Here is a 25,640-nt window from a genome sequence, read left to right on the forward strand (position 1 = left end):
TGTTACGATTTTCAATCCAAATTCGAAAAACAACAGATTAAACGGGTAGTAGCCAACTACTACAAAACCAAATACTCCTTTTTCGGGAGCTATTTATCCCAAATTAGTAACAATTTCATACTGCTAAAAAAGCAAAAAGAAGCCTAGAATATCTTTTGCAGAATAGGTAGAATTTTTCCTTACATTCCTAATTTCATGGAAAGGCTCTTATGTGTATTACTTTAGTAGGCAGCGATTGGTGTATCAGGGTCATACGTTCCTTTTATTATGGGATTTTGCTCATTGTTATAGGAAGGTATTTTTACTTTAATATAATCATACAATTCTTGGATTGTAATCAGATGATTTCTATCAATATCCGCTGCACCTTTAACACCTTTTAAAATGTAATAAGTGAATAAACCGTGCTGTAAATTTCCATCTTCAATTGAAGTTTCATCAGCTTTGCACGCTAATAAATAAGTTACACCATTTCCAGATTTGCTCAATGATTGATAAAATAAATTTAATGCTTCATCTTCATTAAGAGTTTCTCCATTGTTAGTTAACACTTCTTTACTACTAAATGAACCTGAATGGCAGGCGTCAACAAAACAAATTTTCTTTTTTGCTTTGGATTTCATTAATATTTTATTTAAGTACTCATACTGCATACTGCCATTATATGTAGCAAATGTGCCTACTCCTCCATGCCCAGACAGAAACGTTATAATAACATCGTTTTCTGATGCTTTTGAAAAAAGGTTATTTGCATTGCTCAAGATGTTATCTGTTGAAGCATAGTCATCAGGTAAATATATAATTTGACTTCTAGGAATTTTTCCGCCGTTTGCACTTGTCCAAAAATTATACATAGCTTTAATATCATCAACTGTATAATCGAGTTTTTTTTGATACATGTACTTTTCAATTCCAGCTAATAAAATCCAAATTTTTGGTTTATCAGTATTTGTAGTGGGAGATGTAGCATTAGTTGATTGTTGAACTGTAAATGTGTTTTTTATAACTTTAAAATTATCAAATGCATAAATTCCTCTTCCATAATTAAGATGATCTAAATTTAAACTCCCTTGATAATCAAAAGATAAAACATTTGTTCCGTTAATGAATATGCTCCATGAAGCCTTATTTTTCACCAACCTAAATGTATTTGTACCTTTGTTTGAAACAGCTGTTCCATCAATATCCCATAAATAGTCTACATTGCAATTTTTAGTTTGTGCAAATTTTGTATAAATAGTACGGTCATCTCCAGTTATCCAAACTACTCTAAAATCTCCTCCTGGACAAGAGTTTGTAACGTTGAACGTGTCGAACATAAGACCAAGGCGGAAATTGTTTGAATTTTGCAATACCTGCCATTCAAATTGCAATTCAACATTTTCTTCATTATCTATGTTTTGTGTCAAAATTTTTGGAATTCCAACCCAAGTCCAATTCCAACCCATACTATTACCAATTGGTAAATTACAAACATACCTTCCATCATTGCTTACATATGCAGAATAACCGCTTTGCTCTATGGAAGTATTATACCAACCATTATTATTGTTGTCAAACTTTTCTTGAAAAAGAATGTTTTGCTTCATTTTTTGGGCAAATGACATTGCAAAAGAAAAAATAAGGGAAATAAATAAATATTTTTTCATAAATAAATAGTTTTAATTATTGAATGTCGTAAGTCATAAATCCTATAAGTCCCTGGCTAACGAATTGTTGCATAGTAAATGTTTCTATCCCGTTTGGGTTAGCAGGATTCAGTAGTCTTATTCTGGTAATTTGATAGTTAGTACCATTGGTGTCGTAGTCTATTCCCACACAAACCCTTCCGTGCATTTGAGTAGCCATGACAATGGGAATTCCTTGTTGAAGATGATTTATTATAACTATTGGGTCATCAGTGTGTTGTCCCAAATAGGAAACATAAGGAATAATAGTTACTGTGTTACCTGAATAATCTTTGTAAACTCCCCCCAGTGCTTGTTTTGCTAATTCATAATCTGGGCCTGCACCATTATTTAATATTTGTCCAAATAATTTTAAAACTTGATTTTCTTGTGTCTCATTAATTCTTTTAGCATTTAAAAGCATTTGATTACAAGCTGCCCAACACCAATTTGATTGTCTTTGCATTGTATAGAATGTCGAAGAGTTGGGTATATCAACAGATAAGTGGTGAATATTTTGTCCGACTACATTAGTACAAACTGTAAATGTCATAATTGTGATCCAAATAAGTCTTTTCATTTCGTTTAAATTTAAATGGTTTGCCACAGTATTGTGATAGCCTTAATTATGTAGAAAATTTCAATTGATTTATGCACAACTTGAAAGTTTATGCATTAGCTAATTTAGTTATGATTAGTCTTTTACTTACAAAAAAACGACAAACAGCAATTAAAGTAGTTATAATGTAAAGTTTTTCAATCAAATTTTTAAAAGTGGTTTATTGAATTGAATTTTGAAACTTATTGAAATACAGAATAATAAACTATATAAATAAAAAAAACGCCCTAAAGCGTTCTCCTATCTCTCTAACTATTATTGTAGCCCCGTTTCTTTTTGCCATCATACAATTTCCCTCAAGAAAACTCCGGTAACCACAAATTTGAAATTATTAAGCAGGAATTTCAATTAAAACATGAATCTATTTAGAGGTATAGTGAAATCTTTCAGAAAAGCTACAAATTGATGTTGTAGCTTTTTTGTTTTATGGTCAAGGTGTAAAAATCGAGTGATTGCAACGCAATCTCGCTTTATCATTTGAAGTCTGTCATTTTTAAAATGTAATCTTAGTTAATCTAGCGTTTAGTGTCTGCTTTGCGGCGAAAAACTAAAATAATCACCGCAAAAAAGCGGTAATAAAATCAAATAATCACCGCAAAGCAATAAAAGTGCGGTAAAAAAATCTTATATTTACCGCAAAATAGCGGTGATTATGTACATACATCAACGAAAAGACTGGCCAAATTTCACTTGGGATGCCGATAAAATCTCTCCATTATTGGGAGCGGTGAGGCACAATCAAGGAAAGATACTTGGGCAAATGCAGGCTTTAGGTTTTAAACTTCAGGAAGAAACCATGTTAGAGGCACTAACCTTAGATGTAGTAAAAACAAGTCAGATAGAAGGAGAACAGCTCAACCCGGAACAAGTACGTTCCTCCATAGCCAGACGTTTGGGTATTGAAATTGCCGGAGCTGTACCAGCAGAACGCAGCGTCGAGGGAATTGTAGAAATGCTTTTAGATGCGACACAATCCTACACCAAACCATTAACAGCCGAGCGGCTTTTCGACTGGCATGCAGCCTTATTCCCAACCGGAAGAAGCGGCATGTATAAAATCAATGTAGGTACGTGGCGTGATGATGTAATGCAGGTAACCTCGGGTCCTATGGGTAAAGAAATAATACATTTTGAAGCCCCCCAGGCCACCAAAGTACCCCCAGAAATGCAACAGTTTCTGGACTGGATGGAAACAGGCCAGGGTATAGATCCCGTTATAAAAGCAGCAATAGCACATTTATGGTTTGTAACCATACACCCGTTCGACGACGGTAACGGCCGTATTGCCCGCGCAATTGCCGATTTACAATTAGCAAGAGCAGACCAAAGTCCGCAACGATTTTATTCCATGTCAGCACAAATACAGGCAGAAAGGAATAAGTATTACGACATATTGGAAAACACCCAAAAAGGAGACTTAGACATAACGGCCTGGTTAGAATGGTTTCTGGATTGCCTTATGCATTCTATGGCACAAACAGACGAAGTAGTTTCTAAAACATTAATACGTGCAAAATTTTGGGAAACACATAGGGAAACACAACTCAATGCCAGACAACAAAAAATACTTCATTTACTTCTCGACGATTTCTTTGGTGTGCTCAATGTATCGAAATATGCAAAAATCAATAAGACTTCTACAGATACTGCCTTGCGCGATATTAAGGACCTTATGCTAAAAGATATTCTGGAACAGGAAGGAAGCGGTAGGAGTACTACTTATAGGCTTAAATAATTTGGAAATTTAAAACTAGGAGGTTTGACTTTTATTAAAATCAAACCTTTTTCTTTTACTTTAAGAGATCTACTGAAAAAATAAGCAATATTCTTTACAAGGTAATTTGGTATATTTGGAATTTTGTCACACATTTTCGCAAAACCATTTCTAATAAACAGAAAACTTGAAATTAAAATTCCAAAAGAAGCAAGGAATTTTAAAAAGTCAAGTAGTTTAAAATCATGAAAAATCAATCTATTGAGATATTTACAAGTTAGAATAAATGCAATGATGAGTATAATAAACCAAAAAGATAAGCCGGTTGCAAGATAACTTATGTCTCGATAGAGAAACTTCTTTAAAATGGTAAAAACTTTAAATGCAACTAAAGGTGCATAAATTGGTAAAAAGAATAGGGCGGTAGTAAGAAACAGTTTTTCTCTCATGGCGTGTAAATATTTAATTGTGGCTTATAATGTTACGAAGGTATGAAAATCAACTGTAAAGTTTTAAATCAAGTCTTGCTTTTTTCTATAATATCTCTTAAAAGAAGTAAAAGCTGTTCTTTGTTTTGAAAAGATATTTGAGCTAAAAGATTATGAACTGAAACCATAGTGAGTTTTGTGTAAAGCTTAAGACTTCTTTTCGACCAAAAAAATAGTTTATTACTTTCTTTGGATTTGTAGATGTGGCCTTGAGAATAGAGAATTCCTTTCTTGTATCGAAATACTTCAAAAACATTACAATCGATTTTGTGAATTTCATCTGGATATAACCAATTGATTTATCCGGTAGCACTTCCTAAATCAAATTTTTTATTTAATTTCTCGTCCTTTCCTTTTTACTAAACTAAGTCACTATCTGAGTTGATTAAAAATTTAAGATAAGGTTTTAAACGATTATAAAAAAACGAATATAGATGATTAATTAAGTTAAAAATTATTAAACCTGTTAATTAAAGAGTAACCATTATAAAAATGATTAAAAGTTAAAAATTAAGGTTTTTAAATATTTCACGGGTTATAACTTTAGTATTATAAACTACTTCCTGGAAGGTACAATCCAACATGGTGATAGGAAATGGGATTCCATCTCTCATTTCAGTAAAATCCATGGTCAAAACAGAATGTTCAGATAATTTAGAAGAACCCTTGAGTAGATTAAAGATTGCTATAGCTTTTTCTCTATCTTCTCCTAAATTATAAGTTGCATAGGAATCTATTCCCGAAACCGTTTTGATATTGAGCGATATATAATATAAACTTTCCATTTTTTCGTTTTTAAATATCACGTAATGGTACACATTAAGATGATAACTATTTTCCCAAGCTCCGAAACAATATTCGGCTCGTGAATGGCAGTCAGGGCTGCGGACCCAGTGCCGACCAAAAAAATATAAACAATAAAATAGGGTTGCTTTAACTTGCGTAGCAACAAGATATAACAAAACAACTATCGACAGTACAGCCATCCCTGAAAATAATTGCGATGACATAGGAGAAAATTTTACATCCGAAAAGCTATCCGAAAGGACAGCTTTTATGTTTAACTGTGAAATAACCTGTGATTAAGAAATCTCAATCATTCTTGGCGGCTTCTGCTTAGCTTCCTCTTTTTTCGGAACAGTTAAAAGCAGTAGGCCGTTTTCGTAGCGTGCCGTAATGTGCTCATCGTCGACCACATCTTTAGGCAACTCAAAGCTTCGTTGAAAAGATTGATAACTAAACTCCCTACGTGTGAAGTTTGATTCCTCTGATATTTCATCTTGTTGCTTTACAGACGAAATGGTTAGTAGATTCCCGTCTAAGGTGACGTTGAAATCGTTTTTGTCCATCCCTGGGGCAGCTACTTCAACTTCGTAACTGTCCACATTTTCCTTGATGTTTACCGATGGCAAAGTAGTTCTTGTAGATGAGAAATTGGTGTTTTCCCAATTGAAAAGCTCACGGCCAAAGATATCATCAAAAAGCGTACGTGGAAAGCCGAGCATTGGGCTTTCGTTTCTTTTAATTAGATTCATAACTGTTTACTTTAAAATTGTTAGACATTAATTTTATGAACGTTACTCTGGTTTCCCAGATACAGTAGATAGAAATCGAAAACTGTGCCAATCCATTAAAAATGACATTTTTTCAGATTTAAAAATGAAAAATTGTCACGAACTATTAGTGCTGTTTTCAAATTAATGGCATTCGGGATATAGGGATGGGCGCACAATACGTGTCCATCCTTTTCCTTTTCCACCAAACCCAAACCAATCAAAATCTAGTATCGATATACCTAGAAATAAACCTTCGGAACCACAATCCAACGCTCGAAGTACTATAAACTAAAAAGAGCATACAAAATAAATTGCACACTCTTTAAAGACCTAACAATTAGAAATGTGAATCTCTAATCATTTGAGTCCTGTAAAGATACAACAAATAAAATAATTGTGGTTACCAAATGATTTTTATTTTTGATAATCAGTAAATTACGTATAAATACGTATTTGTATAGTATTTTGGGACTCATTCTCTTGTTACGTTTTCCCGTAAATAAAAAAAGACGCTTAAAGCGCCTCTCATTTCTTTTTTCGAGTCCTCCAACTCCCATTATGCCCAGAGTAAAAATTCTTCCTATAATCACTAAACTTCCTCCTAAACCAAACCCTCGGCAAGCACAAATACAATTAACCTTAAAATTTCGTACTATTCCATAGCTCAAAAATACGGCAAGTAGGATAGTACCTCGCCAACATAATATTGAAAGCTTCGTTTTTAACAACTACATTATGTTGTTATAAAAACAAAAAGATGCCCTGAAGCATCTTTTGTATAAATATTAAATAAGTTTTTAGTTTGGTTCTTAAAACGCTACTTGCTCAAAACCGCTGTTATGAGCCGTTAAGATGTTTAACTAGATCAATCTAAACCTATTCTTTTCAGCAGAAAAAGTTCCAATATAAATCAGTATTAATGACGATGAAAAAATTAATAAAAAGAAAATAAGTGTCAATAAATAAGGAAAGAAAGATTCGTTTTGAATTGGTGTGCTTTTAAAAGCAAATATAAAAGCTACAGACAAAGAAATGATACCTGCTAGTATTCCATAACCAACGTAAAAAAATCTCTTATTAACTATCAGTGGCGAGCTCATGATAAGTAAAATTATAAAATCACGAATCCAATAGTCAGGTTCAGTGACCAAAGTTTGAACAAGACCATAAAATCCAGGAATTATAAAGCAAAGACAGGAAATATATTTTAGTACTCTGATTTGCTCATTCATATTTCAGGATTTTGCATTCAAGTTAATGACTCGTAACGTCCCGTGTCTTTATAAAGTTGAGATTTATAAGTTCCCAACCCTTGCCGTTGCACAGAAGTCAAATATATAAAATACCTTTTAATTTAGCCTTAAAGCCCCAATTTCATGAAACCACTGTTAGCTTTTGTTTATTATATTAATGAATTAGAATTGAGGGATTTGTCAACATCACTTTTTTTAAAGAAATTTACAATAAGACCTAATTTTTTTTTAGAAGCTCAGGAGGAAAATAACTTCCGTCTGTCACATCTTTGGTCGCTCCATACAAACGAAATGTCAAATTATATTTCTGTCCTGCGATGGTCGGTAACCAATTTGATTTTGGATATTCAGTTAGTGGTTTAGGGCCAAATACAAGTGTTAAGGAACCATCTGGATTATTTTTTAAACCTGATTGTTTATTCAGCAAATATCGTTTTAATGAATTAGGGAGCACTTGAAATTTTATTGCATCCACTGCAATCACCGACCAGAAATAGCTAGACTTTGCTGAAGGTAATTGCTCTTTAGGAAAGGTTAATGTATATGTCGTGCCACCATCATTACCATTACTTATGAAATAGGTTGCTTCACCCATGTTGTTAGCCCAGATTCCACCATAATTAACCGCCGTTCGCACAGCATAATCATCCTTATAGTTGCCAACAGATTTAGGTCTGGTCCATCCATTTTTTGATACTCCTAGATTATGTAGTGTTTGATGAAGTAAGGGAATTCCTTTTTTCTTAATAATGCTGTCAACTCTTGTCATGCCTTTTATACCAGAATTCACTAACGTTTCTGTTGCTTTAGCTTTGGCTTGAATCGTTTCCATATTTTCATTAATATCCGGCTCGCTTTCTATTTTTTGAGAAACATTTTTAAACATCTCTGCCCCAGGTAAATTCGTGTCTTCAATCAGTTTTACAGACACCGGCTTTTCAATTTTGGGTTCTCCCTGCGGGATTAACTTGAATAAATGTTGTAATCTAACAGCTTCTCTTACATCGTCGCCAAGTTCTATTCGAGCTAATACACGGGAAGTTTTGGAAGGGATATCGACACGTAAGCACCCTTCTGGAATTTTAGGATTACTTCCTTTAAGACATAAAGCAAATTTTCCAAATGGATGTTGCGGGAACGTCCGCTCATTTATGTTAATCAACGTTTCGCCCCAACCATTCAACATGTGCCAGGTATAGTAACGTCCTTTAATCTTGGGTATCTCTAACAGTACGCAAGTGTTTTCGTCAACAGCCACCCATGCTTCGCTGTACGCTACATCAAGATTGGGATTTGCCCATGCGACTCCTCCGGGACTACGGTATACAATGTGGTTCCATTTAAAACCTTCCTTTTCAAAATCCAATTTTTCCTGTTTTAAAACCAACTCTCTTCCTAACATATAGATATAAGCATTGGCAATATCCTGATCGGTTAATGCAGAAATTTCTCCCATATCCACGGTCTTCGCATCATTGTTAGGTTTATGTGTTGAATCGTTGTTGCTCTTTTTCTGACTACATGCCAAAAAAAACATTAAAAAAATGCAAGCAATCATAACGGATAACAATTTGCACTTATTTTTCATCTCTATGAATTAATAAATTTGATGTTGAATATCAATATGTTGAATGCATAAACTTACAAAAAAAAAATGAATTTTAAGTGCTAAATTTGAATTCGAAGAAAAAAACAAGAGGTTTATTTTATACCGAAAATTATCTTCAATACCTAAGTATTTGTTGAGATATTTCTGATAAACTGAACTCGATGATTACTTTCAATTGCTCGTAAAAATCTCGGAGGGTGGATTCAAGTAACTAACGTCCCGCCAGCTTGCTTCAGGTGGGGGATTGTTTTCCCAAAAGTATCTATTTAAGATTTAGTTTACAAATACTAAACCAACATTAAATTTAGCCCTAAAACCCCACTTGCTGCAAACCGCTGTTAGCAGATGGCCTTTTAATTTGATATTTTAATTTTGATTAATTTTTGAATGTCCTCAAAATTTGATTGATCCTTAATTTCAATTCTTAGTCCTCGTCCTTCAGCATTTGCTTTTGCAACTTTTAGTTCTTTTTTAATAGATTCCGAAATGTCACTTTCCATAATTTGGTTCGTTGCTTTTTGTCCAAATACAAAAGCGGTTTTAAAGAATTTATCTCTTGGAAGTAAATAAATTAAAACTCTTTTATTGTCTTTTATTCTATAACTCCATCCAAACTTTTCTCCAGAAAAATTCCATTCACAGGTTGCATCTGGATAATTTTTCTTTGTGAAATCTTCGAAGCTTTTCCAAATATGAAATGTTTCACCCAATCCATTTTCTAAATTCTTGTCTGTTGGTTTTATATTTTTGTCAGCAAATATACTTTTCATAGTTTTTGTTTATGTGCAATTTTGGGTCCGCTCTCTGCTAACTCATAAATGTATTCAATCACGAATATAACTATTTAAATTTTACCCAAAAAAAACGCCCTAAAGCTTTTTTATATTCCTCCAACTACCATTAAACCCACGGTTCCTCCAAATATCATACAGCTTCCCCCTTAACCGGCAAGCACAAATACAATCAACCCTATAATTTCATACCATTACATAACCCAAAACAACAATAAGTAGGGTAGTACTCAACTACCACAATACCCGATGCTATATTTTTGTAGTCTTCACCAAAAGTAGCTACAAATAAAGCAAAACATTATCTGCAATAAATAGTAATATCCTTTCCGGTGTTTTTAACCCCAATTTTATCATAAGATGTAATAATGGCTTTGATAACTTGACCAAGTTCATGGCCAGTAAGAGTCTCGTCTAAAACGAAATCTTGAGATTTCATATCAAATAGGATACTCACCAAGGTTGTGTTTTGCATTTCCTTTTCAGAATGACAAACGTCATTAGTACTTAGCCTACCAAAATAATCAAGTTTGAAGTGTTTATTGGCAATAAGATCTAAAACGAATTCAGATGTGTCTGAAAAAGATTGAATTCTGCTAAATTTTAGCACAATGTTGTACAATGTCATTTTTAAAGTTTGGTGTTAGATTTAGGGGGAGTCAAATATACCAATTTGAATCTTTATTTTATTAGGAAAAAGAGTAATTAATTTGGTTTCAGGAATTATAAAATACAATAGGGCACAATAAAAAAAGATTTCTTTAGGCTTACTTATCTCAACTATACTGTTCTTAAATAATTTTGTTGATGTATTTCCTTTATAAATAAACAACTGTTTTCGGTTTTTCGTAAACAAAAAAAGACACCCCAAAAGCGCCTTTCATTTTCTATATTTCCAACTACCATTATACTCCCGGTTCTTCGCGCTATCATAAACCTTCCCTCCCCCGCTAGCGCGAGCGTCCCGCTCGTGCTCTTGCAAAGTAAAGGCGGAAATGTAGCTGAAGCATCCAAAGCATTTCAAACAAAAATCCTAACCGTAAAAAGCTAGGATTTTGGTTTATATAAATATTGACTTTCCATAAATGGCATTCGGGATAGAGGGATGGGCGCGTCATATATCCATCCTTTCCTTTTCCACGAAACCCTAACCAATTATGGAGCTTATATGAACGTTTTCTGATGCGGTCTTTTGTTATTATTCAATTGACATTGTCAACAAAGTAAATTGACATTTTCAACAAAGTCATGCGGAGGTGATGTATCTAATTTTGTCTTATAACTTTTAAATAAAAATAAAATGAGACAGAGTAATTATCAGGGAGCGTTACAACAACCAATAGGTTCAGGATTTGACGCAACATCAACAACAAACGATGTGATTAAAGGTATTGACCTTAAAGGAAAAATTGTAATCGTGACCGGTGGAAATGCAGGCATTGGCCTTGAAACCACTATAACACTTGCAAAGGCTGGAGCCACAGTAATCGTACCCGCGAGAGATGTTGAGAAGGCTAAAATAAATCTTGACGGCATTGAAAATGTAGAATTAGAAACAATGGACATTATGAATCCTGCTTCTATTGATTCATTTGCAGAAAAATTTTTAGCTTCAAACAGACCTTTGCACTTGCTTATAAACAATGCTGGTATTATGTGGGTGCCATTGCGTAGAGACAGCAGGGGTATTGAATCGCAATTGGCGACTAATTATTTAGGGCAATTTCATTTAACAGCAAGATTATTTCCAGCGCTTAAAAAGGCTAATGGTGCGAGAGTAATCAACGTATCTTCTCTTGGCCACCAAATGGCTCCTTTCAATTTTGATGACCCGAATTTCCTTGACAGAGAGTATGAAACTTTACAGGCTTACGGACAATCAAAAACGGCCAGTAATTTATTTTCCCTTGAGCTTGACAACCGTGCCAAAGCATTTAATGTAAGGGCCTATTCATTACACCCTGGTTCAATAGCTGGAACGGAATTAGCTAGAGAGGCTTCATTAGAATTATTCCAAAAAATGGGTTTCTTGGATGCCGATGGAAATATGTTACCTGAAGTGGCGGCAAGATTAAAAACAATCCCTCAAGGTGCCGCTACAACTGTTTGGTGTGCTACAAGTGCGGCACTTGGTAATATAGGGGGTGTTTATTGTGAAGATGTTGATATTGCTCCATTAGCTAATGAAAATAGTATTGGAACAAGCGGTGTTGAGCTTTACTCTTTAGATGAAACAAATGCCAAGAAATTATGGGATTTAAGTGAACAAATGACAGGTGTTACATTCCAACTTTCCTAAATCGATCGCTTAATTTTTAAATCTTGAAAAATGAAAAATTTTAATGGTAAAGTTGCTGTTATCACAGGTGGCAATAGTGGAATTGGGTATGCAACAGCGAAGGGACTTAAAGAGAAAGGTGCTGAGGTAGTTATAACTGGAAGGAGAAAAGAAGCAATAGAGAAAGCGGCTTTGGAATTAGATGTGATTGGTATAGTAGCTGACCAATCCAATCTCATAGACATCAATGGTTTAGCATCAGCAGTCCATAAACAATTTGGTAAAATAGACATGTTGTTAATTAACGCTGGAATAACTAGGGTTGCTCCTATAGAATCTACAACTGAAGAGATGTTTGATGAAGTAATGGATGTTAATTTTAAAGGTGCTTTTTTTACATTAAGTATGTTTATTCCATTTCTGAATGATGGTGCTTCTGTGGTATTTTTATCCTCAACATCTGCGACAATTTCTCCACCTAATGCATCGGTTTATGCTGCAAGTAAAGCGGCGTTAAATGCTGTCATGAAAATAGCAGCAGTGGAATTGGCTCCAAGAAAAATAAGGGTAAATGCTGTAAGTCCGGGTCCTGTAGCTACAGAAATTATGGATAAAATTGGTTTGGATAAGAATATAGAGAAGCAAATGATAAATAGTATTCCGTTGTTACGTTTTGGCAAGCCATGTGAAGTGGCAAATTTAATCACTTACTTATTAAGTGATGCGGCATTGTTTATTACCGGTTCGGAATTTTTAATTGATGGTGGGCAATCTATTTAATAAAAGGAGGATTAAAGTCCTCTTTTTATTAAATTAGTCTATTGAAAATAGCTTTTTTAGATGGAACATATTTCAAAATATTTAACAAAAGATATTAAACTGTCCAGCTACGATGATAAATTGTTTAAATCAGATTTAATGTTTGATGACCACATGCTGATTTGGTTCATTTCAGGTGAAACAAAAATAATCCAAGCTGATACTACTTTCTATTTTAAGACGGGTGATATATTTTTAATTCCTAGAAACCTTCCGGCCACAATAATAAATTATCCTAAAAACGGACAGCCTCACAAAACGGTGGTAATGCATTTGTCAGCTGAACGTCTAAAAAAGTTCTATGAGAAAATTGATATTGACAAAAAGTATAAAGTTGAACAAAAGATATACAGTTTCAATAATCACCCATTATTAGAAAGTTGTCTAGCTTCAGTAATACCGTATTTTGATCTGGAAGGTGAGTTTCCTGAAAATATTGCTTCATTAAAAATTACTGAAGCTATAAGTATTTTGAGGGAAATAGATAAGGGTGTGGATAATGTTTTAGCAAATTTTGATGCCCCAGGTAAGGTGGATTTGATTAGTTTTATGGAGCGGAATTTTATGTTTAATATGCCTATGGAAAAATTTGGCTACTTAACGGGTCGTAGCTTATCAACATTCAATCGGGATTTCAAAAATCATTTCAATACCACTCCTCAAAAATGGTTGACCTATAAAAGACTTGAATTAGCCTATTATCAATTAGCTGAAAAAAAGAAAAAACCTATTGATGTTTACCTTGAAGTTGGTTTTGAGGACTTGTCACACTTTTCTTTTGCCTTTAAGAAACAATATGGCCTTTCTCCAACACAATTGCTTTAAGAGTTGAGTATCATGAAGAAAGATATGTCCAAAAACTATTAAATAATCTGTTTCCAAAGGGATCCAGCATATAGGGCTGGGCGCATATAATGTGTCTAGCCTTTTCTTTTCACCCTCACCAATCAAATTCTGTATAAATACGGATTGTGTACTATTATCAAACTCATTTTTTTTATTACGGTTTCCCGCAATGAAATAATCGGTCTATTTATGTTCTTTGTTAGTAAGAAACAAAATATGTTATCAACTTAAAAACAATTTACTATGAACAAAATTGAAGCAATTAAGCCTGGTCCAAAACCAAATAAACCTGACGGGACACCTGATAGAAGACATCGGGTTACTCCACCAAACAAGCCAAAGCATCCGGATTTAAAGCCTCACATCCATAAGCCTAAAGATTAAATGTTTTTTTTAAATTCTCGAGCAAACAAAAAGACCTAACCCGGTATTGGGGTTAGGTCTTTTTGTTTTATAAGGAAAGAAGAAAATCAATGTTATTTTTTATTGTTTTTAGAAAAATGGGTTTTAACCATATAAGGAGTTATAGCCTTCAGTGGTCTGTCATTTACGGGGTGAAACCCAGGCATATTATACAGTTCAACTTCATCATCTACTTTATAATACCACAACACTGCTTTACCTTCTTTAAAAAAAGTGGTAGTATCGCATGCCCATATTCTTCTCATTTTTAATAATGATTCATCCATTGGGATTTTATGATCAAAATTTGCCGAGTCTTTTGCCTTTTCCGGACAATCAACAATTTCATAATGATCCTTATGCCATTCCATGCATTGTTTTTTGGAAAAAAGGGTGTGTTTTATTGTAAATCCAACTCCCAAAGTTCCTAGAAGTACTAACAGTAAAACTAATTTTTTATCTAGTATCTTCTTAATATTTGTGTTTTTTGCATTTTGTGGAACGTCTAAGTTGGAGATAGGTGCGGAAGGACTAACAGTTGTGACTGCTGCGGTTTTCTCTTCAGGTATTCTAGAAACAACAGGTTCTATGATAACGTCGGTAGTGTTATTAGTTTTCGAAAATTTCAAAAACGGTCTAGGCTCAAAATTCACTAGAATTGCTGCCATATTTATAGTCTCAATGTCAGCCGGTTCAGTTTCTCCTTGAAAAAAAGTTCCAATAGGTCGGAATCTGTCTGTCTCTCCTTTTAGTTTTTTGCCACAGTCAATACTGAATTCAAATTTAAAAAATGACTGGAAAACTTTTAAATCGTCATCATTAGGATTTTCTTTAAAAAGTTCAAAACAAAACTTTCTTAGTTTGGCCCTCGAAGGGTTTAAGAGAGAATCGGAATGAACTCCTGATTTCTCTATTTCATACTTATTTCTTACGGCTTTTTTATAATCATCTAAAGTATTTTTCATCATAAGCATATCGGATTTTTTAGGAATTCCTGGGAATTTCCAGGAACTATTCGGAAAGCTAGGAAACCTCGGAATTCCGTATAAATACTGACATAGAAACGCTTTTACTTTGCTTCATAATTAGTTACAGTTCTATATCGCGATTAGAACAAATGTACAAAACTAGTTCTACATAGTGTTGCCAAAGATCGCTTTGAATAATTGTTCGGGAAGTATAATTCTTTCACTGCGATTTAGGCACACTACACTTCCCAAAATAAACCGGCATTGCCTTAATAATGAATTCAGAATGGTTCTGAACAGCAATGCCTATGTCCAATTTTAATTTTATCAAAAATGAAAAAAATACTTTTATTAGTTGCTTTTGTGGCTTTAGGTAGCACGGTGATTTCTTGTTCTGCTGATGATGACAGTATGGGAAATGCTTTAGGTAAAACAAATAGTTTTCCAATCGAAGCAGATTATAATACAATGTTTTTACGTGAAGGTGATACCATTCCCGTGAATGATACACTAACCACAAATCAGGTGGGAGATCCCGGTCCTGGAGATGACCCAATCGTTGTGCCACCACCACCGCCTCCAAAACCATAAAAAACTTTTAAGTTTGCTAATTATTACTAATTTCGGGGAAAGTAACTTTTATGGTGCGTTCCCCGTTTTTAATTTTAGTTGTACTACTTTCTTTTTTTTCTTGTACTAAAGAGCCCAAAGATGCATTGCCTTCAAAGCAAGATATCCATTATGCTTATTCGTTACTTAAAAAAGGGGATGAATATTTTAAATATAAAAAAATTGACAGCGCTTTCACTTATTACAGTAAATCCAAAAAGATATTCGAATTAGATCGTGATAGCATTTACGTTCCCTACTGCCTAAATAAAATAGCAGAAGCACAACAAATTTATGGCGATTATAATGGAAGCGAAGAAACGATTACAGAATTATTGAAATATAAAAATCCAATCTATATTGCTGCCGCTTATAATCAATTAGGTATAATATCTAAAGAACAAAAAAACTATGATGATGCTATTAAATACTACACGTTAGCTTTAGGTAGTAGTACAAATAAGGTTGACCAACAATCACCACTTAATAATATAGCCAATGTATATGTTCAAAAAGGACAGCCTTCAAAGGGGATTATTATTTTAGAATCTATTTTAAAAACGCGGCTTTTAGATCTAGATACATTTCAAATTAAGAAAGCTAGGGTAATAGATAATTTGGGATACGCCTATTTTAAACAGAACCGGATTGCGGATGGCTTGGTTTGCTTGAACAAAGGTGTTGAAGTAAGGAATAAAATAAATGATAACTACGGAATTATAGAAAGTTATTTGCATTTAGCAGAATTTTACCAAAATCAGAATCTTCAAAAGTCAAATGAATATGCGGCAAAGGCCTATAAAAATGCTACTGCCCTGAAAAGCATAGACGAAAGATTAGAAGCCCTTTCATTTTTGATGGTAAATAATAGTACGTCTGGTAAGAACTTATATTCAACGAAGTATTTGGCATTAAATGATAGTATAACGAAAGTTAGAAATAATGCTAAGAATCAATTTGCCAAAATTAAGTACGATTCAAAAAAAGAAAAAGAGGAAAATCAGAAACTGAAATTAGAAAAAACGGAAAATGCATTGCAATTAGAAAGAGTTAAAACCCAAAGACTTTTATCATTCTTTGGTCTTACATTGCTTCTAATATCAATCGTTTTGATTGTAAGACATCTTAGAAATAGAAGTAAGAGAGAAAAAGAAAAGGCAGTATATGATACCGAAACAAGAATTTCCAAACAACTACATGATGAACTGGCAAACGATGTCTTTCAGACCATGTCATTTGCAGAAACTCAAGACTTGCAAAATCCGAATAACAAAGAAGTTCTTATAGACAACCTGGATAAAATATATAACAGAGCAAGAAATATCTCAAGGGAAAATAGTGAGATTGAGACAGGTCATCATTTTGAATCCAATCTAAAACAAATGATTACCAATTTTCAAAATAGTGAGATAAAAGTAATCATTAAAGATAATTATGATATTAACTGGGAGAAAGTACAACCGGAAAGCAAAGTAATAGCGTTTAGAGCTCTACAGGAACTTATGGTAAACATGAAAAAGCACAGTCAGTCTAGTTTTGTTGTAATAGGATTTGAAAATAACGACCATGCGGTTCATTTTACATATTCAGATAACGGCATAGGAATTTCAAATCAGTTAAATTTAAAGAATGGTTTGAAAAATGTGGAAAACCGTATTCAGGCAATAAAAGGAACAATTACTTTTGAAACAGAAATCGATAAAGGGTTCAGAGTAAGTTTTTCACTTCCAAAATAGATATTATGTTTAAAAAGGCTTTAATAGTTGACGATGTAGATTTAAATGATATAGCTGTCGTCCAGGTTTTAAATGAGTTGAAAGTCCCCGTTATAGACTATTCAAAATACTGTGATGATGCAATTCTGAAAATAAAAAAATCAATACGGGATAATGAACCATTCGATCTGCTTATTACCGATTTATCATTTAAGGCAGATTATAAAGAGTCTACATTAAATTCAGGAGAAGAACTTATCGAAGCTGCTAAATCTATCGAGCCGAATCTAAAGATTATTGCTTTTTCAATTGAGGACAAACCATATAGAATTAAAGCCTTGTTTGATAAATATCATGTAAATGGTTTTGTTATTAAAGGGAGGCGCAGTATTGAAGAACTTAAAACAGCAATAAAAAATGCATTTAAGCATGAGCAATTTATCTCATCGGAATTAAGTCATGTCCGCAAAGACAAAACAGTTAATGAAATAGATGATTTCGATATTAAATTGCTGAAATATCTATCAGTTGGGATTCAACAGGAAAACATGGAATCAACCTTAAAACAGGCTGGTATTACTCCAAACAGTAAAAGTACTGTCGAAAAAAGAATAGCCAAATTAAAAGATTATTTTAAAGCTAACAATACAGTACATCTCGTAGCAATAGCTAAAGACCTCGGTGTAGTATAGAAATTGATAATATAAACCAAAAGCACTCTTTTATAGGGTGCTTTTTTTGTGCCCTTTTGAAAATGTTATTGTGTTACGGTTTCCCGTAAGGAATTGGTGTTTATTGAAATTAAGTTTGGTGTATTAATTATTAAATTTTTTAAAGATGTCAAAAGCACCAATTGGAACGACTGCCAAAACTGGCGAAAATTGTCCTGAATCAGGAGTATGGAAAGTTGTTGGAACACCTTCAACAACGGCTCCTATAGCAAAAGGAAATACGATGCCTCCTTATTCGGGTAAATCAGTAACGTGGGCTCTAGCTCAGCATGCTTAATTTTTTAAAGTGGTCAAAATTTTGGCCACTTTATGAATCAATTTAATTAAAAAAATATAAGATATGATCAACGATTTAAAAAAGTTTCTAAACGAAGAACAAGATCCGAAAGCTGTTGAGAAGCTAATGGTCAAAGTTAATGGTTTGCTTACAAATGGTGAACAGGTAGAATATGTTGCAGTACAAAAGAAACCAGCATTAAACCTTTCCCCGGATTGTATAGCATTAACTAATAAAAGAATAATTTTTTGCAGGCCAAAAATTCTCGGATTATCTATGGATTTTCAAGATTATGCGTGGAAAGATATCGCAGATTGCCATCTGAAAGAGGGTATTATGGGGGCAACATTCTCAATTAAAACACTAAAGGGAGGTTTGAATATGTTAGATTATCTGCCAAAAGCTCAGGCAAGAAAATTGTATCAATTTGGACAAGGAAAAGAAGAGCAAATGATTGAATTTAGAAGACAGCTCGCTTTGGAAGATAAAAGAGCAGCTGCGGGTGGTGGAATTGTCGTAAATACCAATTTACCAGATTCTTCACAAGCAAACCATTTAAATCAAACAGTTCAAGAAGACCCCGTTGCTGTTCTTCAAAAGCTAAAAGTATTATTAGACAGTAGCATAATTTCTCAAGAAGAATTTGATGTGAAAAAAGCAGAAGTAATATCTAAAATGTAACTTATGAAAAATAAACAAACTGCAGCTATTTTAGCATTTTTCTTAGGTGGACTTGGAATACATAAATTCTATCTAGGAAAATCGGTACAAGGAATTTTATATATTCTGTTTTGTTGGACTCTGATTCCAGCTCTACTTGCATTCTTTGAATTTTTTGGATTTTTATTTATGTCCGAAAATACATTTAATCTAAAATATAATAACCAGTATTAGATAATTATGGAACTACAAACACAACTGAAATCCTTAGCCGATAAAATCCATCAGTTAAAAGATAAAATAGAAACAGAGGAATCTACGAAACATGCTTTCGTACTGCCGTTTATCAATACACTTGGTTACGATACATTTAACCCACTGGAAGTAGTACCGGAGTATGTGGCTGATATTGGTATAAAAAAAGGTGAAAAAGTAGATTATGCTATTGTTCAGAATGGAGAGCCTATAATGATTATAGAATGTAAGAATTGGAAGGAAAACTTAACAATTCACGGTTCGCAATTATTCCGGTATTTTCATGTTAGTAAAACGCGTTTTGCTCTATTAACTAACGGAATTCAATATCAGTTTTTTACCGATCTGGATGAGAAAAACAAGATGGATGAAAAGCCATTTTTTGAATTTGATATTACAAACTTGAAAGATAGTGCTGTAAATGAAGTAGCTAAATTCCACAAATCAAATTTTGATATTAATAAGATTCTGGATAATGCAAGTTCACTTAAATTCATTAAAGAGATTCGTAAGCAAATTGATAGTGAAATAGATAAACCATCTCCAGAATTTGTTCGATTATTTGCGAATAAAGTTTATAATGGCAGATTGACTGAAAAAGTAATCGACGAATTTAAAGAACTTGTTCAAAAAGCGTTTGGCCAGCTAATTGGCGAAAAGATAAACGAACGATTACATTTAGCTTTAAATAAAGAAGTTGTTATTCAGGTGAAAGATCAAATTGAGGAGTCTGAGGTGTCTAAAGTTACAACTACAGATGAAGAACTTGAAGCATATAGAATTGTAGTTGCAATTCTTAGAAGAAAAATACCTACCCACCGCATCGTACATCGTGATACACAATCATATTTTGGAGTTCTTCTTGACGATAACAACCGTAAACCACTTTGTAGGCTACATTTTAATGGCGGTAAAAAGTACCTAGGTCTTTTCAATGAAAACAGGAATGAAAATCGTCAATTGCTTGAAACAATTGATGATATCTATAATTTTGAGAACGAGTTGTTGGAGACAGTAAACATTTACGAAGTAGAAAATTAAAAATCAGAAATATGAAAACAAGACGAATACTCTTAATAGCTTTAGGAATAGTTCTAATCTTAGCAATTTTTACAAATCCTAATCAAGCCATGCATAAGGAAATTGTAAAATCTAGAATTACTGCATATTATCAAAAGTCAATTGACGAAGACGAATCAATACCTAAAAATGGGTTTTCTGCGTTGGGAAGTATGTTAGGTACTTCACTAATTAATACGATGGTTGAAAATGGTGTAAGTAGCGAGAATTATTTGATTTTTTCCATCACAAAAATTGCATATAAAGGAGAAGAAACAGCCATTGGCTTTGGAGTATTTGGGAATGTTTTTTTGTCAGATAGAGTGAAGGAGGCTTTTGACAAAGAATAAAAAACATACCTCAAATATTCCGCTAAACTCAAGATCGAAGATCTGAAAAAAAAACAATCTATAACATATTTGTGAAAGATAACTTTTTGGATTTTCCCTTTTTTGGAAAAATACTATCTTTAATAACCTAAAAAACAAACAGATATGAAACTACTCGCTTTATCATTAGTTTTTGTTATAACATCATCTTTTAGTACCGACTCAGATGTTTATATCTGCGGTGCGACAGGGGCAAAACGATACCACTACAAAGAAAATTGCCGGGGATTGAGTTCATGTAGTCATGAAGTTAAAAAAGTAACCCTCAAAGAAGCGCAGGGGTACGGATTAACCTTATGCGGTTGGGAAGATTAATCAGAATTTAAAAACAATATTTTGAAGAAGAGCCTATTAGTTTTACTCATCCTTTGTTCAAATTTGTTTTATGCACAAATTAAATTATGTTCATGGAATATAGAAAATATAGGTTCTTCAAAGTCTGACGAAAATCTACTTTACATTGCAAACTCCATTAGAGAGTTTGATGTAGTCGCAATTCAGGAAGTAGTTCCTAATGGAGGAGGAGCACAAACCATAGCCAAACTAGCCGATATCTTAAATCGTAAAGGAGCCAAATGGGATTATGTAGTAAGTAATCCTACTTCGGGTAGTAAATACAAAAAAGAGCGATATGCCTATCTTTGGAAGACTTCAAACGTTAAGAAAATAGGTGATGCCTGGCTTGAAGAAAAGTATCAGCTTGAAATAGATCGGGAACCCTACTACTGTACTTTTCAATATGAAGGCAAGAACTTCACTCTTTCAAATTTCCACGCAATTACCAAAAAACTACAGCCGGAAACCGAAATCAAATACTTTAAATTTTTACCCAAAGTATATCCGGAACTAAATCTCATTTTCCTGGGCGATTTTAATTGTCCGCAATCACACTCCGTTTTCGGGCCGTTAAAAAGTTTAGGGTATAAACCTGTTTTTCAAAACCAGAAAACTTCATTAAAAAGGCAATGTAATGGCTCAGATTGTCTGGCGTCAGAATACGATAATATCTTTATAAATACCTCAAAAGTCGAAGTGGTAAACTACAATGTTATTCATTTTTACGAAGACTTTGATGACATACAAAAAACAAGAGAAATTTCAGATCATGTCCCAATATGGGCAACAATAAAATTAAAATAGCTTATGCAAAAAATTACTCTTTTAGTATTTTTATTTGTTTTAACCAGCTTAATTAGCTGCAAGGAAAACAAGGAGTCATACGACAACAGTTCGGATTCTCAGGTACAAGGTTTTGTATCTACTAAGAAAGTTGAATATGACGAACCCCATGACGATCCAACCTACCATGAAGACAAAGAACACAAATACGAATACCGTACCGGCACCTCGGGTGACTATGAATACAACTACGATGTTGTTGGTCAAAATGAAAATGGTGACGATGTTTCGGGAAATGTTTCAATGAATGGAAAATACGGTACAGGGACAGTTACTACACCTGAAGGAGATGAGGTAGAAGTGGAAGCGCAATGGGTGGATTATGGAAAGTTGAAAGCTACGGATGCGGATGGGAATGAGTATGAGTTGGAAGCGGAGTAAATAAATTTTTAAAAAACTAAGATGTCATTATTTACAGAAGACAAATTAAGGTCAAGGATACAGCGAGAGTTTGTAAGTGGTGTTTCGGGAACTATTTATGATAACCCAAACACAAAAGCTAGAGTGATTTTATCTAGAAGCTTAAATGAACAAAAAACATTTTCGAACACTAATTCAAAAAATTACGATATTTTTTTATCTCATAGTTCAGATGATGCTAAATTGGTTGTAGGGTTGAAGCTAGAATTAGAAGATTTAGGATTTAGTGTTTATGTTGATTGGATTGAAGATGCTTCTTTAGATAGAAGTAAAGTAAATAAAGAGACGGCCCTTTTACTTCAACAAAGAATGAAACAGAGTAAATCTTTAGTTTACGCTTTTTCTGAGAATGCTTCAAATTCAAAATGGATGCCTTGGGAGCTTGGATATTTTGATGGAATTAAAGGAACTGTATCTGTTTTACCCATTTCCAAAACTAGTAAGTCAGATTTTAAAGGTTCTGAATATTTGGGTATCTATAACTATATTAAAGTTGATAAAATATCAGGCACAAATACCGAAACACTTTGGGTTCATGAGACACTAACAAAATATATTATTTTTTCCGCTTGGTTAAGCGGTTCTAAACCATTTCAACGATAATTTATGAGTAAAGAAATTGAAGCTTTTATTAAAGATTTTGTTAACGATTTAGCAGAAAACAATGTGGCAATTTTTGCTGGTGCAGGGATGTCTAAATCAGTTGGTTATGTTAGTTGGCCAGAACTTTTAAGAGACATTGCAGATGAATTAGATTTAAGTGTTGACAAAGAACATGATTTAATCTCATTGGCTCAGTATCATGTGAACGAAAGGGGGGGTAAGGCTGGTATAATTAAGAAGATATTGCAAGAATTTTCAGAGCAGGCCGAGCCATCGGGAAATCACGAAATTTTGGCTAGGTTACCGATCAATACTTACTGGACTACTAATTATGATAAGTTAATTGAAACTGCTTTAAATAATAATTTAAAAATAGTTGATATAAAGTATACTTTAAACCAATTAACTTGGGCTAAACCAAAAAGAGATGCAGTAGTCTATAAAATGCACGGAGATGTTGAACATCCCGAGAATGCAATATTGACTAAACAACAATATGAATATTACTATAAAACTCATGAACATTTCATTACACAATTAAGTAGTGATTTAATTTCAAAAACCTTCTTGTTCATAGGTTTTAGTTTTACAGATCCCAATCTTGATTATGTTTTGAGTAGATTGAATACTCAATTTGGAGATAATAATAGACAACATTATTGTTTTATAAAAAAACAAAGTTCAAGTGATTATGAAGATAAAGAGATTTTTAAATATAATCTCCGCAAACAGGAATTAATGATTGGTGACTTAAAACGATATAAAATTAAAGCGCTATTAGTTGATGACTATAAAGACATAACAGAAATTTTAAAAGAGATAGAAAGAAGGTATATAAAGAAAACTGTTTTTATTTCAGGTAGTGCCGAAATTTACGGAAATTGGAATAGAAATCAAGCTCAATCATTTATCCATTCATTGAGTAAAGCCATAATATCTGATGGGTTTAGAATTGTAAACGGGTTTGGCTGGGGTATTGGAAGTGCTGTAATTAATGGTTCATTAGAAGCTATCTATGAAAAGCCTGATAGACGCTCTGAGGATCAATTAATAATGAAACCATTTCCTCAATTTGAAACTGGAGAAAAAAAGCTAAATGTTCTTTGGGAAGAGTATCGACAAAAAATGATTTCGCTTGCCGGCATAGCAATTTTTGTTTTTGGAAATAAAAATGATGGAGATGGAAACATAGTTTTAGCAAATGGTGTGATTAGGGAGTTCGAAATCGCTATAAAAAAAGGACTTGTTCCAATTCCAATTGCAGCTACAGGTTATGCATCAAATGAAATCTATCAAATAATAATTGAAGAGGCTGAAAGATACTATTCTGGTATTGAGTGGATAATTCCTTTGATAAAAGAATTGGCTTTAGAACATTTAACTGAGATGGAATTAATTAAAAAGATTATTAACATAATTAATAAACTGAATAAATAATGGGAAAGAAAATATTTGTTTCGTATAAATATAGTGACTATAAAGTTTATAATTTACCAAATAATAATTATACAACTGCTAGACATTATGTGGATGAAATTCAAAGTTTATTGGATAAAGATGACCACATTAATAAAGGAGAAGACGATGGAGAAGACATGAGTACATTAAGTGATGCAACAATAGCCTCTAAATTGGGAGATAAAATATATGATAGCTCAATAACGATTGTTTTAATTACTAAAGGTATGAAAGAAAACATTCCCGAGAGAGAACAATGGATTCCTTGGGAAATATCTTATTCATTGAGGGAACAATCAAGAGCAGGAAGGACTAGTAAGACTAATGCGGTCTTAGCTGTAATAATTCCTGATATAGATGGTAGCTACGATTATTTTTACACACATAATCAAATGTGCAATTGTCATCAATATAAGATCGATGATTTATTTGATATAATAGGTAAAAATATGTTTAATAAGAAGGAGAATAATACTAGGCTTTGTCAGGGCTTAGTAGTTTATGAGGGCTATTTTTCATATATACATTCTGTTACTTGGGAAGTATTTAAAGAAAATGTTAATACACATTTAGATACTGCTGTTCAAATCAATTTAAATAAAAATGATTACAACATAAAAAAGAATTTAGTATAAATGCCAAGAAGTATTTATTTTTCATTTCATTATCAAGATGTGATTGATTTTAGGGCCAATGTAGTCCGTAATAGTTATAATTTCAGAAAAAATGTAAATAAGTTCAAGGATAGTTCAATTTGGGAAGAAGCAAAAGTGAAAAAAGTAAAAATCATAAAATCACTTATTGATAATTCGTTAAAAGGAACAAGTGTTACATGTGTTTTAATTGGAAGTGAAACATATTCACGAAGGTGGGTGAGATATGAAATTATTAAAAGTTTTGTTGAAAGAAAAGGGGTCTTAGGTGTTGGAATTAATTGGATAAATGATAAAAATAAAAAATCAAAATTTTGGCCTGGACCAAATCCATTCGAATACTTAAAACTACAAATTAGTAATGACGGGACTAAAATTATTTTTTTTGAATTTAGTAATAATTGGATTAAATATAAAGACTTACCTGAAGTTACAAACAAATATTTTTCAAAAGAACAAAGTGGAAAAGAATATTTGTTAAGTGATTTATATAATGATTATAGTTATGTATGGGACGATGGTAAAAATGAGCTTACTAATTGGATAGAAATTGCAGCAAAAAGGGCAAACAGATAGGACACTATCTCAGAAAAAGAAAGATATTAAAAAGAAGCGTTTTTAA

General features: G+C 33.0%; 30 protein-coding genes. 20 read left to right on the top strand and 10 right to left on the bottom strand.

Features of this window, described 5'->3' with window-relative positions; all coding sequences use genetic code 11:
- Nucleotides 1-221: 221 nt before the first annotated feature.
- Nucleotides 222-1,649, bottom strand: a complete 1,428-nt coding sequence (locus tag AC3E9U_RS12720; RefSeq protein ID WP_488747294.1) for a caspase family protein — start codon at nucleotides 1,647-1,649, stop codon at nucleotides 222-224.
- Between the two features lie 16 nt (nucleotides 1,650-1,665).
- Nucleotides 1,666-2,247 (bottom strand): papain-like cysteine protease family protein, encoded by a 582-nt coding sequence (locus tag AC3E9U_RS12725; RefSeq protein WP_488747295.1) that lies wholly within the window; start codon nucleotides 2,245-2,247, stop codon nucleotides 1,666-1,668.
- 691 nt (nucleotides 2,248-2,938) lie between these two features.
- On the opposite strand from AC3E9U_RS12725, the gene AC3E9U_RS12730 reads away from it, so the two are divergent.
- Nucleotides 2,939-4,021, top strand: a complete 1,083-nt coding sequence (locus tag AC3E9U_RS12730; protein WP_488747296.1) for a Fic family protein — start codon at nucleotides 2,939-2,941, stop codon at nucleotides 4,019-4,021.
- Here AC3E9U_RS12730 and AC3E9U_RS12735 read toward each other — a convergent pair.
- From AC3E9U_RS12735 to AC3E9U_RS12765, 7 genes are all read right to left on the bottom strand, one after another.
- Complete coding sequence (locus AC3E9U_RS12735) at nucleotides 4,006-4,449, bottom strand: hypothetical protein (RefSeq protein WP_488747297.1); 444 nt, start codon at nucleotides 4,447-4,449, stop codon at nucleotides 4,006-4,008. The genes AC3E9U_RS12730 and AC3E9U_RS12735 overlap by 16 nt on opposite strands.
- Before the next feature lie 542 nt (nucleotides 4,450-4,991).
- Nucleotides 4,992-5,498, bottom strand: a complete 507-nt coding sequence (locus AC3E9U_RS12740; protein ID WP_488747298.1) for a hypothetical protein — start codon at nucleotides 5,496-5,498, stop codon at nucleotides 4,992-4,994.
- A 72-nt stretch (nucleotides 5,499-5,570) separates the two neighbouring features.
- Nucleotides 5,571-6,023: an Hsp20/alpha crystallin family protein gene (locus tag AC3E9U_RS12745; RefSeq protein WP_488747299.1), complete on the bottom strand. Its 453-nt coding sequence runs from the start codon at nucleotides 6,021-6,023 to the stop codon at nucleotides 5,571-5,573.
- A gap of 881 nt (nucleotides 6,024-6,904) precedes the next feature.
- Complete coding sequence (locus AC3E9U_RS12750; protein ID WP_488747300.1) at nucleotides 6,905-7,276, bottom strand: hypothetical protein; 372 nt, start codon at nucleotides 7,274-7,276, stop codon at nucleotides 6,905-6,907.
- Between the two features lie 238 nt (nucleotides 7,277-7,514).
- Complete coding sequence (locus AC3E9U_RS12755; protein WP_488747301.1) at nucleotides 7,515-8,885, bottom strand: DUF1214 domain-containing protein; 1,371 nt, start codon at nucleotides 8,883-8,885, stop codon at nucleotides 7,515-7,517.
- A 374-nt stretch (nucleotides 8,886-9,259) separates the two neighbouring features.
- The gene (locus AC3E9U_RS12760; RefSeq protein ID WP_488747302.1) at nucleotides 9,260-9,676 is read right to left on the bottom strand and encodes a DUF3788 domain-containing protein; all 417 of its coding nucleotides are present in this window, start codon (nucleotides 9,674-9,676) and stop codon (nucleotides 9,260-9,262) included.
- Between the two features lie 322 nt (nucleotides 9,677-9,998).
- Nucleotides 9,999-10,325: a hypothetical protein gene (locus AC3E9U_RS12765; protein ID WP_488747303.1), complete on the bottom strand. Its 327-nt coding sequence runs from the start codon at nucleotides 10,323-10,325 to the stop codon at nucleotides 9,999-10,001.
- Nucleotides 10,326-10,997: 672 nt separating this feature from the next.
- Between AC3E9U_RS12765 and AC3E9U_RS12770 the strand changes: the two genes are divergently transcribed.
- The 4 genes from AC3E9U_RS12770 to AC3E9U_RS12785 all read left to right on the top strand — a co-directional run bounded on the left by AC3E9U_RS12770 (nucleotide 10,998) and on the right by AC3E9U_RS12785 (nucleotide 14,024).
- Nucleotides 10,998-11,996: an SDR family NAD(P)-dependent oxidoreductase gene (locus tag AC3E9U_RS12770; RefSeq protein WP_488747304.1), complete on the top strand. Its 999-nt coding sequence runs from the start codon at nucleotides 10,998-11,000 to the stop codon at nucleotides 11,994-11,996.
- A gap of 30 nt (nucleotides 11,997-12,026) precedes the next feature.
- On the top strand, nucleotides 12,027-12,755 hold the full coding sequence (locus AC3E9U_RS12775) for an SDR family oxidoreductase (RefSeq protein ID WP_488747305.1): 729 nt from the start codon (nucleotides 12,027-12,029) through the stop codon (nucleotides 12,753-12,755).
- A gap of 60 nt (nucleotides 12,756-12,815) precedes the next feature.
- Nucleotides 12,816-13,619, top strand: a complete 804-nt coding sequence (locus AC3E9U_RS12780) for a helix-turn-helix domain-containing protein (RefSeq protein WP_488747306.1) — start codon at nucleotides 12,816-12,818, stop codon at nucleotides 13,617-13,619.
- Between the two features lie 264 nt (nucleotides 13,620-13,883).
- Nucleotides 13,884-14,024: a hypothetical protein gene (locus AC3E9U_RS12785; protein ID WP_488747307.1), complete on the top strand. Its 141-nt coding sequence runs from the start codon at nucleotides 13,884-13,886 to the stop codon at nucleotides 14,022-14,024.
- Nucleotides 14,025-14,116: 92 nt separating this feature from the next.
- Here the strand turns inward: AC3E9U_RS12785 and AC3E9U_RS12790 are convergent, their stop codons facing one another.
- On the bottom strand, nucleotides 14,117-15,010 hold the full coding sequence (locus AC3E9U_RS12790) for a hypothetical protein (protein ID WP_488747308.1): 894 nt from the start codon (nucleotides 15,008-15,010) through the stop codon (nucleotides 14,117-14,119).
- Nucleotides 15,011-15,343: 333 nt separating this feature from the next.
- Between AC3E9U_RS12790 and AC3E9U_RS12795 the strand changes: the two genes are divergently transcribed.
- The 15 genes from AC3E9U_RS12795 (at nucleotide 15,344) to AC3E9U_RS12865 (ending at nucleotide 25,594) form a co-directional block, all read left to right on the top strand.
- Nucleotides 15,344-15,601 carry a hypothetical protein gene (locus AC3E9U_RS12795; RefSeq protein WP_488747309.1) on the top strand — a complete coding sequence of 86 codons (258 nt, stop codon included), beginning with the start codon at nucleotides 15,344-15,346 and terminating at the stop codon, nucleotides 15,599-15,601.
- Between the two features lie 50 nt (nucleotides 15,602-15,651).
- The gene (locus AC3E9U_RS12800) at nucleotides 15,652-17,355 is read left to right on the top strand and encodes a tetratricopeptide repeat-containing sensor histidine kinase (RefSeq protein WP_488747310.1); all 1,704 of its coding nucleotides are present in this window, start codon (nucleotides 15,652-15,654) and stop codon (nucleotides 17,353-17,355) included.
- 5 nt (nucleotides 17,356-17,360) lie between these two features.
- Nucleotides 17,361-18,026: a response regulator gene (locus AC3E9U_RS12805; RefSeq protein WP_488747311.1), complete on the top strand. Its 666-nt coding sequence runs from the start codon at nucleotides 17,361-17,363 to the stop codon at nucleotides 18,024-18,026.
- A gap of 145 nt (nucleotides 18,027-18,171) precedes the next feature.
- Nucleotides 18,172-18,342, top strand: coding sequence for a hypothetical protein (locus tag AC3E9U_RS12810; RefSeq protein WP_488747312.1), 171 nt, complete (start codon nucleotides 18,172-18,174; stop codon nucleotides 18,340-18,342).
- Between the two features lie 63 nt (nucleotides 18,343-18,405).
- On the top strand, nucleotides 18,406-19,023 hold the full coding sequence (locus tag AC3E9U_RS12815; RefSeq protein WP_488747313.1) for a PH domain-containing protein: 618 nt from the start codon (nucleotides 18,406-18,408) through the stop codon (nucleotides 19,021-19,023).
- 3 nt (nucleotides 19,024-19,026) lie between these two features.
- The gene (locus AC3E9U_RS12820; protein ID WP_488747314.1) at nucleotides 19,027-19,236 is read left to right on the top strand and encodes a TM2 domain-containing protein; all 210 of its coding nucleotides are present in this window, start codon (nucleotides 19,027-19,029) and stop codon (nucleotides 19,234-19,236) included.
- A 6-nt stretch (nucleotides 19,237-19,242) separates the two neighbouring features.
- Nucleotides 19,243-20,298 (top strand): type I restriction endonuclease, encoded by a 1,056-nt coding sequence (locus tag AC3E9U_RS12825; RefSeq protein ID WP_488747315.1) that lies wholly within the window; start codon nucleotides 19,243-19,245, stop codon nucleotides 20,296-20,298.
- Between the two features lie 11 nt (nucleotides 20,299-20,309).
- On the top strand, nucleotides 20,310-20,666 hold the full coding sequence (locus AC3E9U_RS12830; protein WP_488747316.1) for a hypothetical protein: 357 nt from the start codon (nucleotides 20,310-20,312) through the stop codon (nucleotides 20,664-20,666).
- Nucleotides 20,667-20,810: 144 nt separating this feature from the next.
- Entirely contained in the window at nucleotides 20,811-21,020 is a 210-nt protein-coding gene (locus AC3E9U_RS12835) for a hypothetical protein (RefSeq protein WP_488747317.1), read from the top strand.
- 21 nt (nucleotides 21,021-21,041) lie between these two features.
- Nucleotides 21,042-21,845: an endonuclease/exonuclease/phosphatase family protein gene (locus AC3E9U_RS12840; protein WP_488747318.1), complete on the top strand. Its 804-nt coding sequence runs from the start codon at nucleotides 21,042-21,044 to the stop codon at nucleotides 21,843-21,845.
- A 3-nt stretch (nucleotides 21,846-21,848) separates the two neighbouring features.
- On the top strand, nucleotides 21,849-22,265 hold the full coding sequence (locus AC3E9U_RS12845; protein WP_488747319.1) for a hypothetical protein: 417 nt from the start codon (nucleotides 21,849-21,851) through the stop codon (nucleotides 22,263-22,265).
- Between the two features lie 21 nt (nucleotides 22,266-22,286).
- A complete protein-coding gene (locus AC3E9U_RS12850) occupies nucleotides 22,287-22,907 on the top strand; it encodes a toll/interleukin-1 receptor domain-containing protein (RefSeq protein WP_488747320.1) in 621 nt (206 codons plus the stop codon).
- 3 nt (nucleotides 22,908-22,910) lie between these two features.
- Nucleotides 22,911-24,344, top strand: a complete 1,434-nt coding sequence (locus AC3E9U_RS12855) for an SIR2 family protein (protein ID WP_488747321.1) — start codon at nucleotides 22,911-22,913, stop codon at nucleotides 24,342-24,344.
- The gene (locus AC3E9U_RS12860) at nucleotides 24,344-25,000 is read left to right on the top strand and encodes a TIR domain-containing protein (protein WP_488747322.1); all 657 of its coding nucleotides are present in this window, start codon (nucleotides 24,344-24,346) and stop codon (nucleotides 24,998-25,000) included. Before AC3E9U_RS12855 ends, AC3E9U_RS12860 begins: the two co-directional genes overlap by 1 nt.
- Nucleotides 25,001-25,594 carry a TIR domain-containing protein gene (locus AC3E9U_RS12865; protein ID WP_488747323.1) on the top strand — a complete coding sequence of 198 codons (594 nt, stop codon included), beginning with the start codon at nucleotides 25,001-25,003 and terminating at the stop codon, nucleotides 25,592-25,594.
- Nucleotides 25,595-25,640: the final 46 nt, after the last annotated feature.

Source organism: Flavobacterium sp. 21.1 (assembly GCF_057801535.1).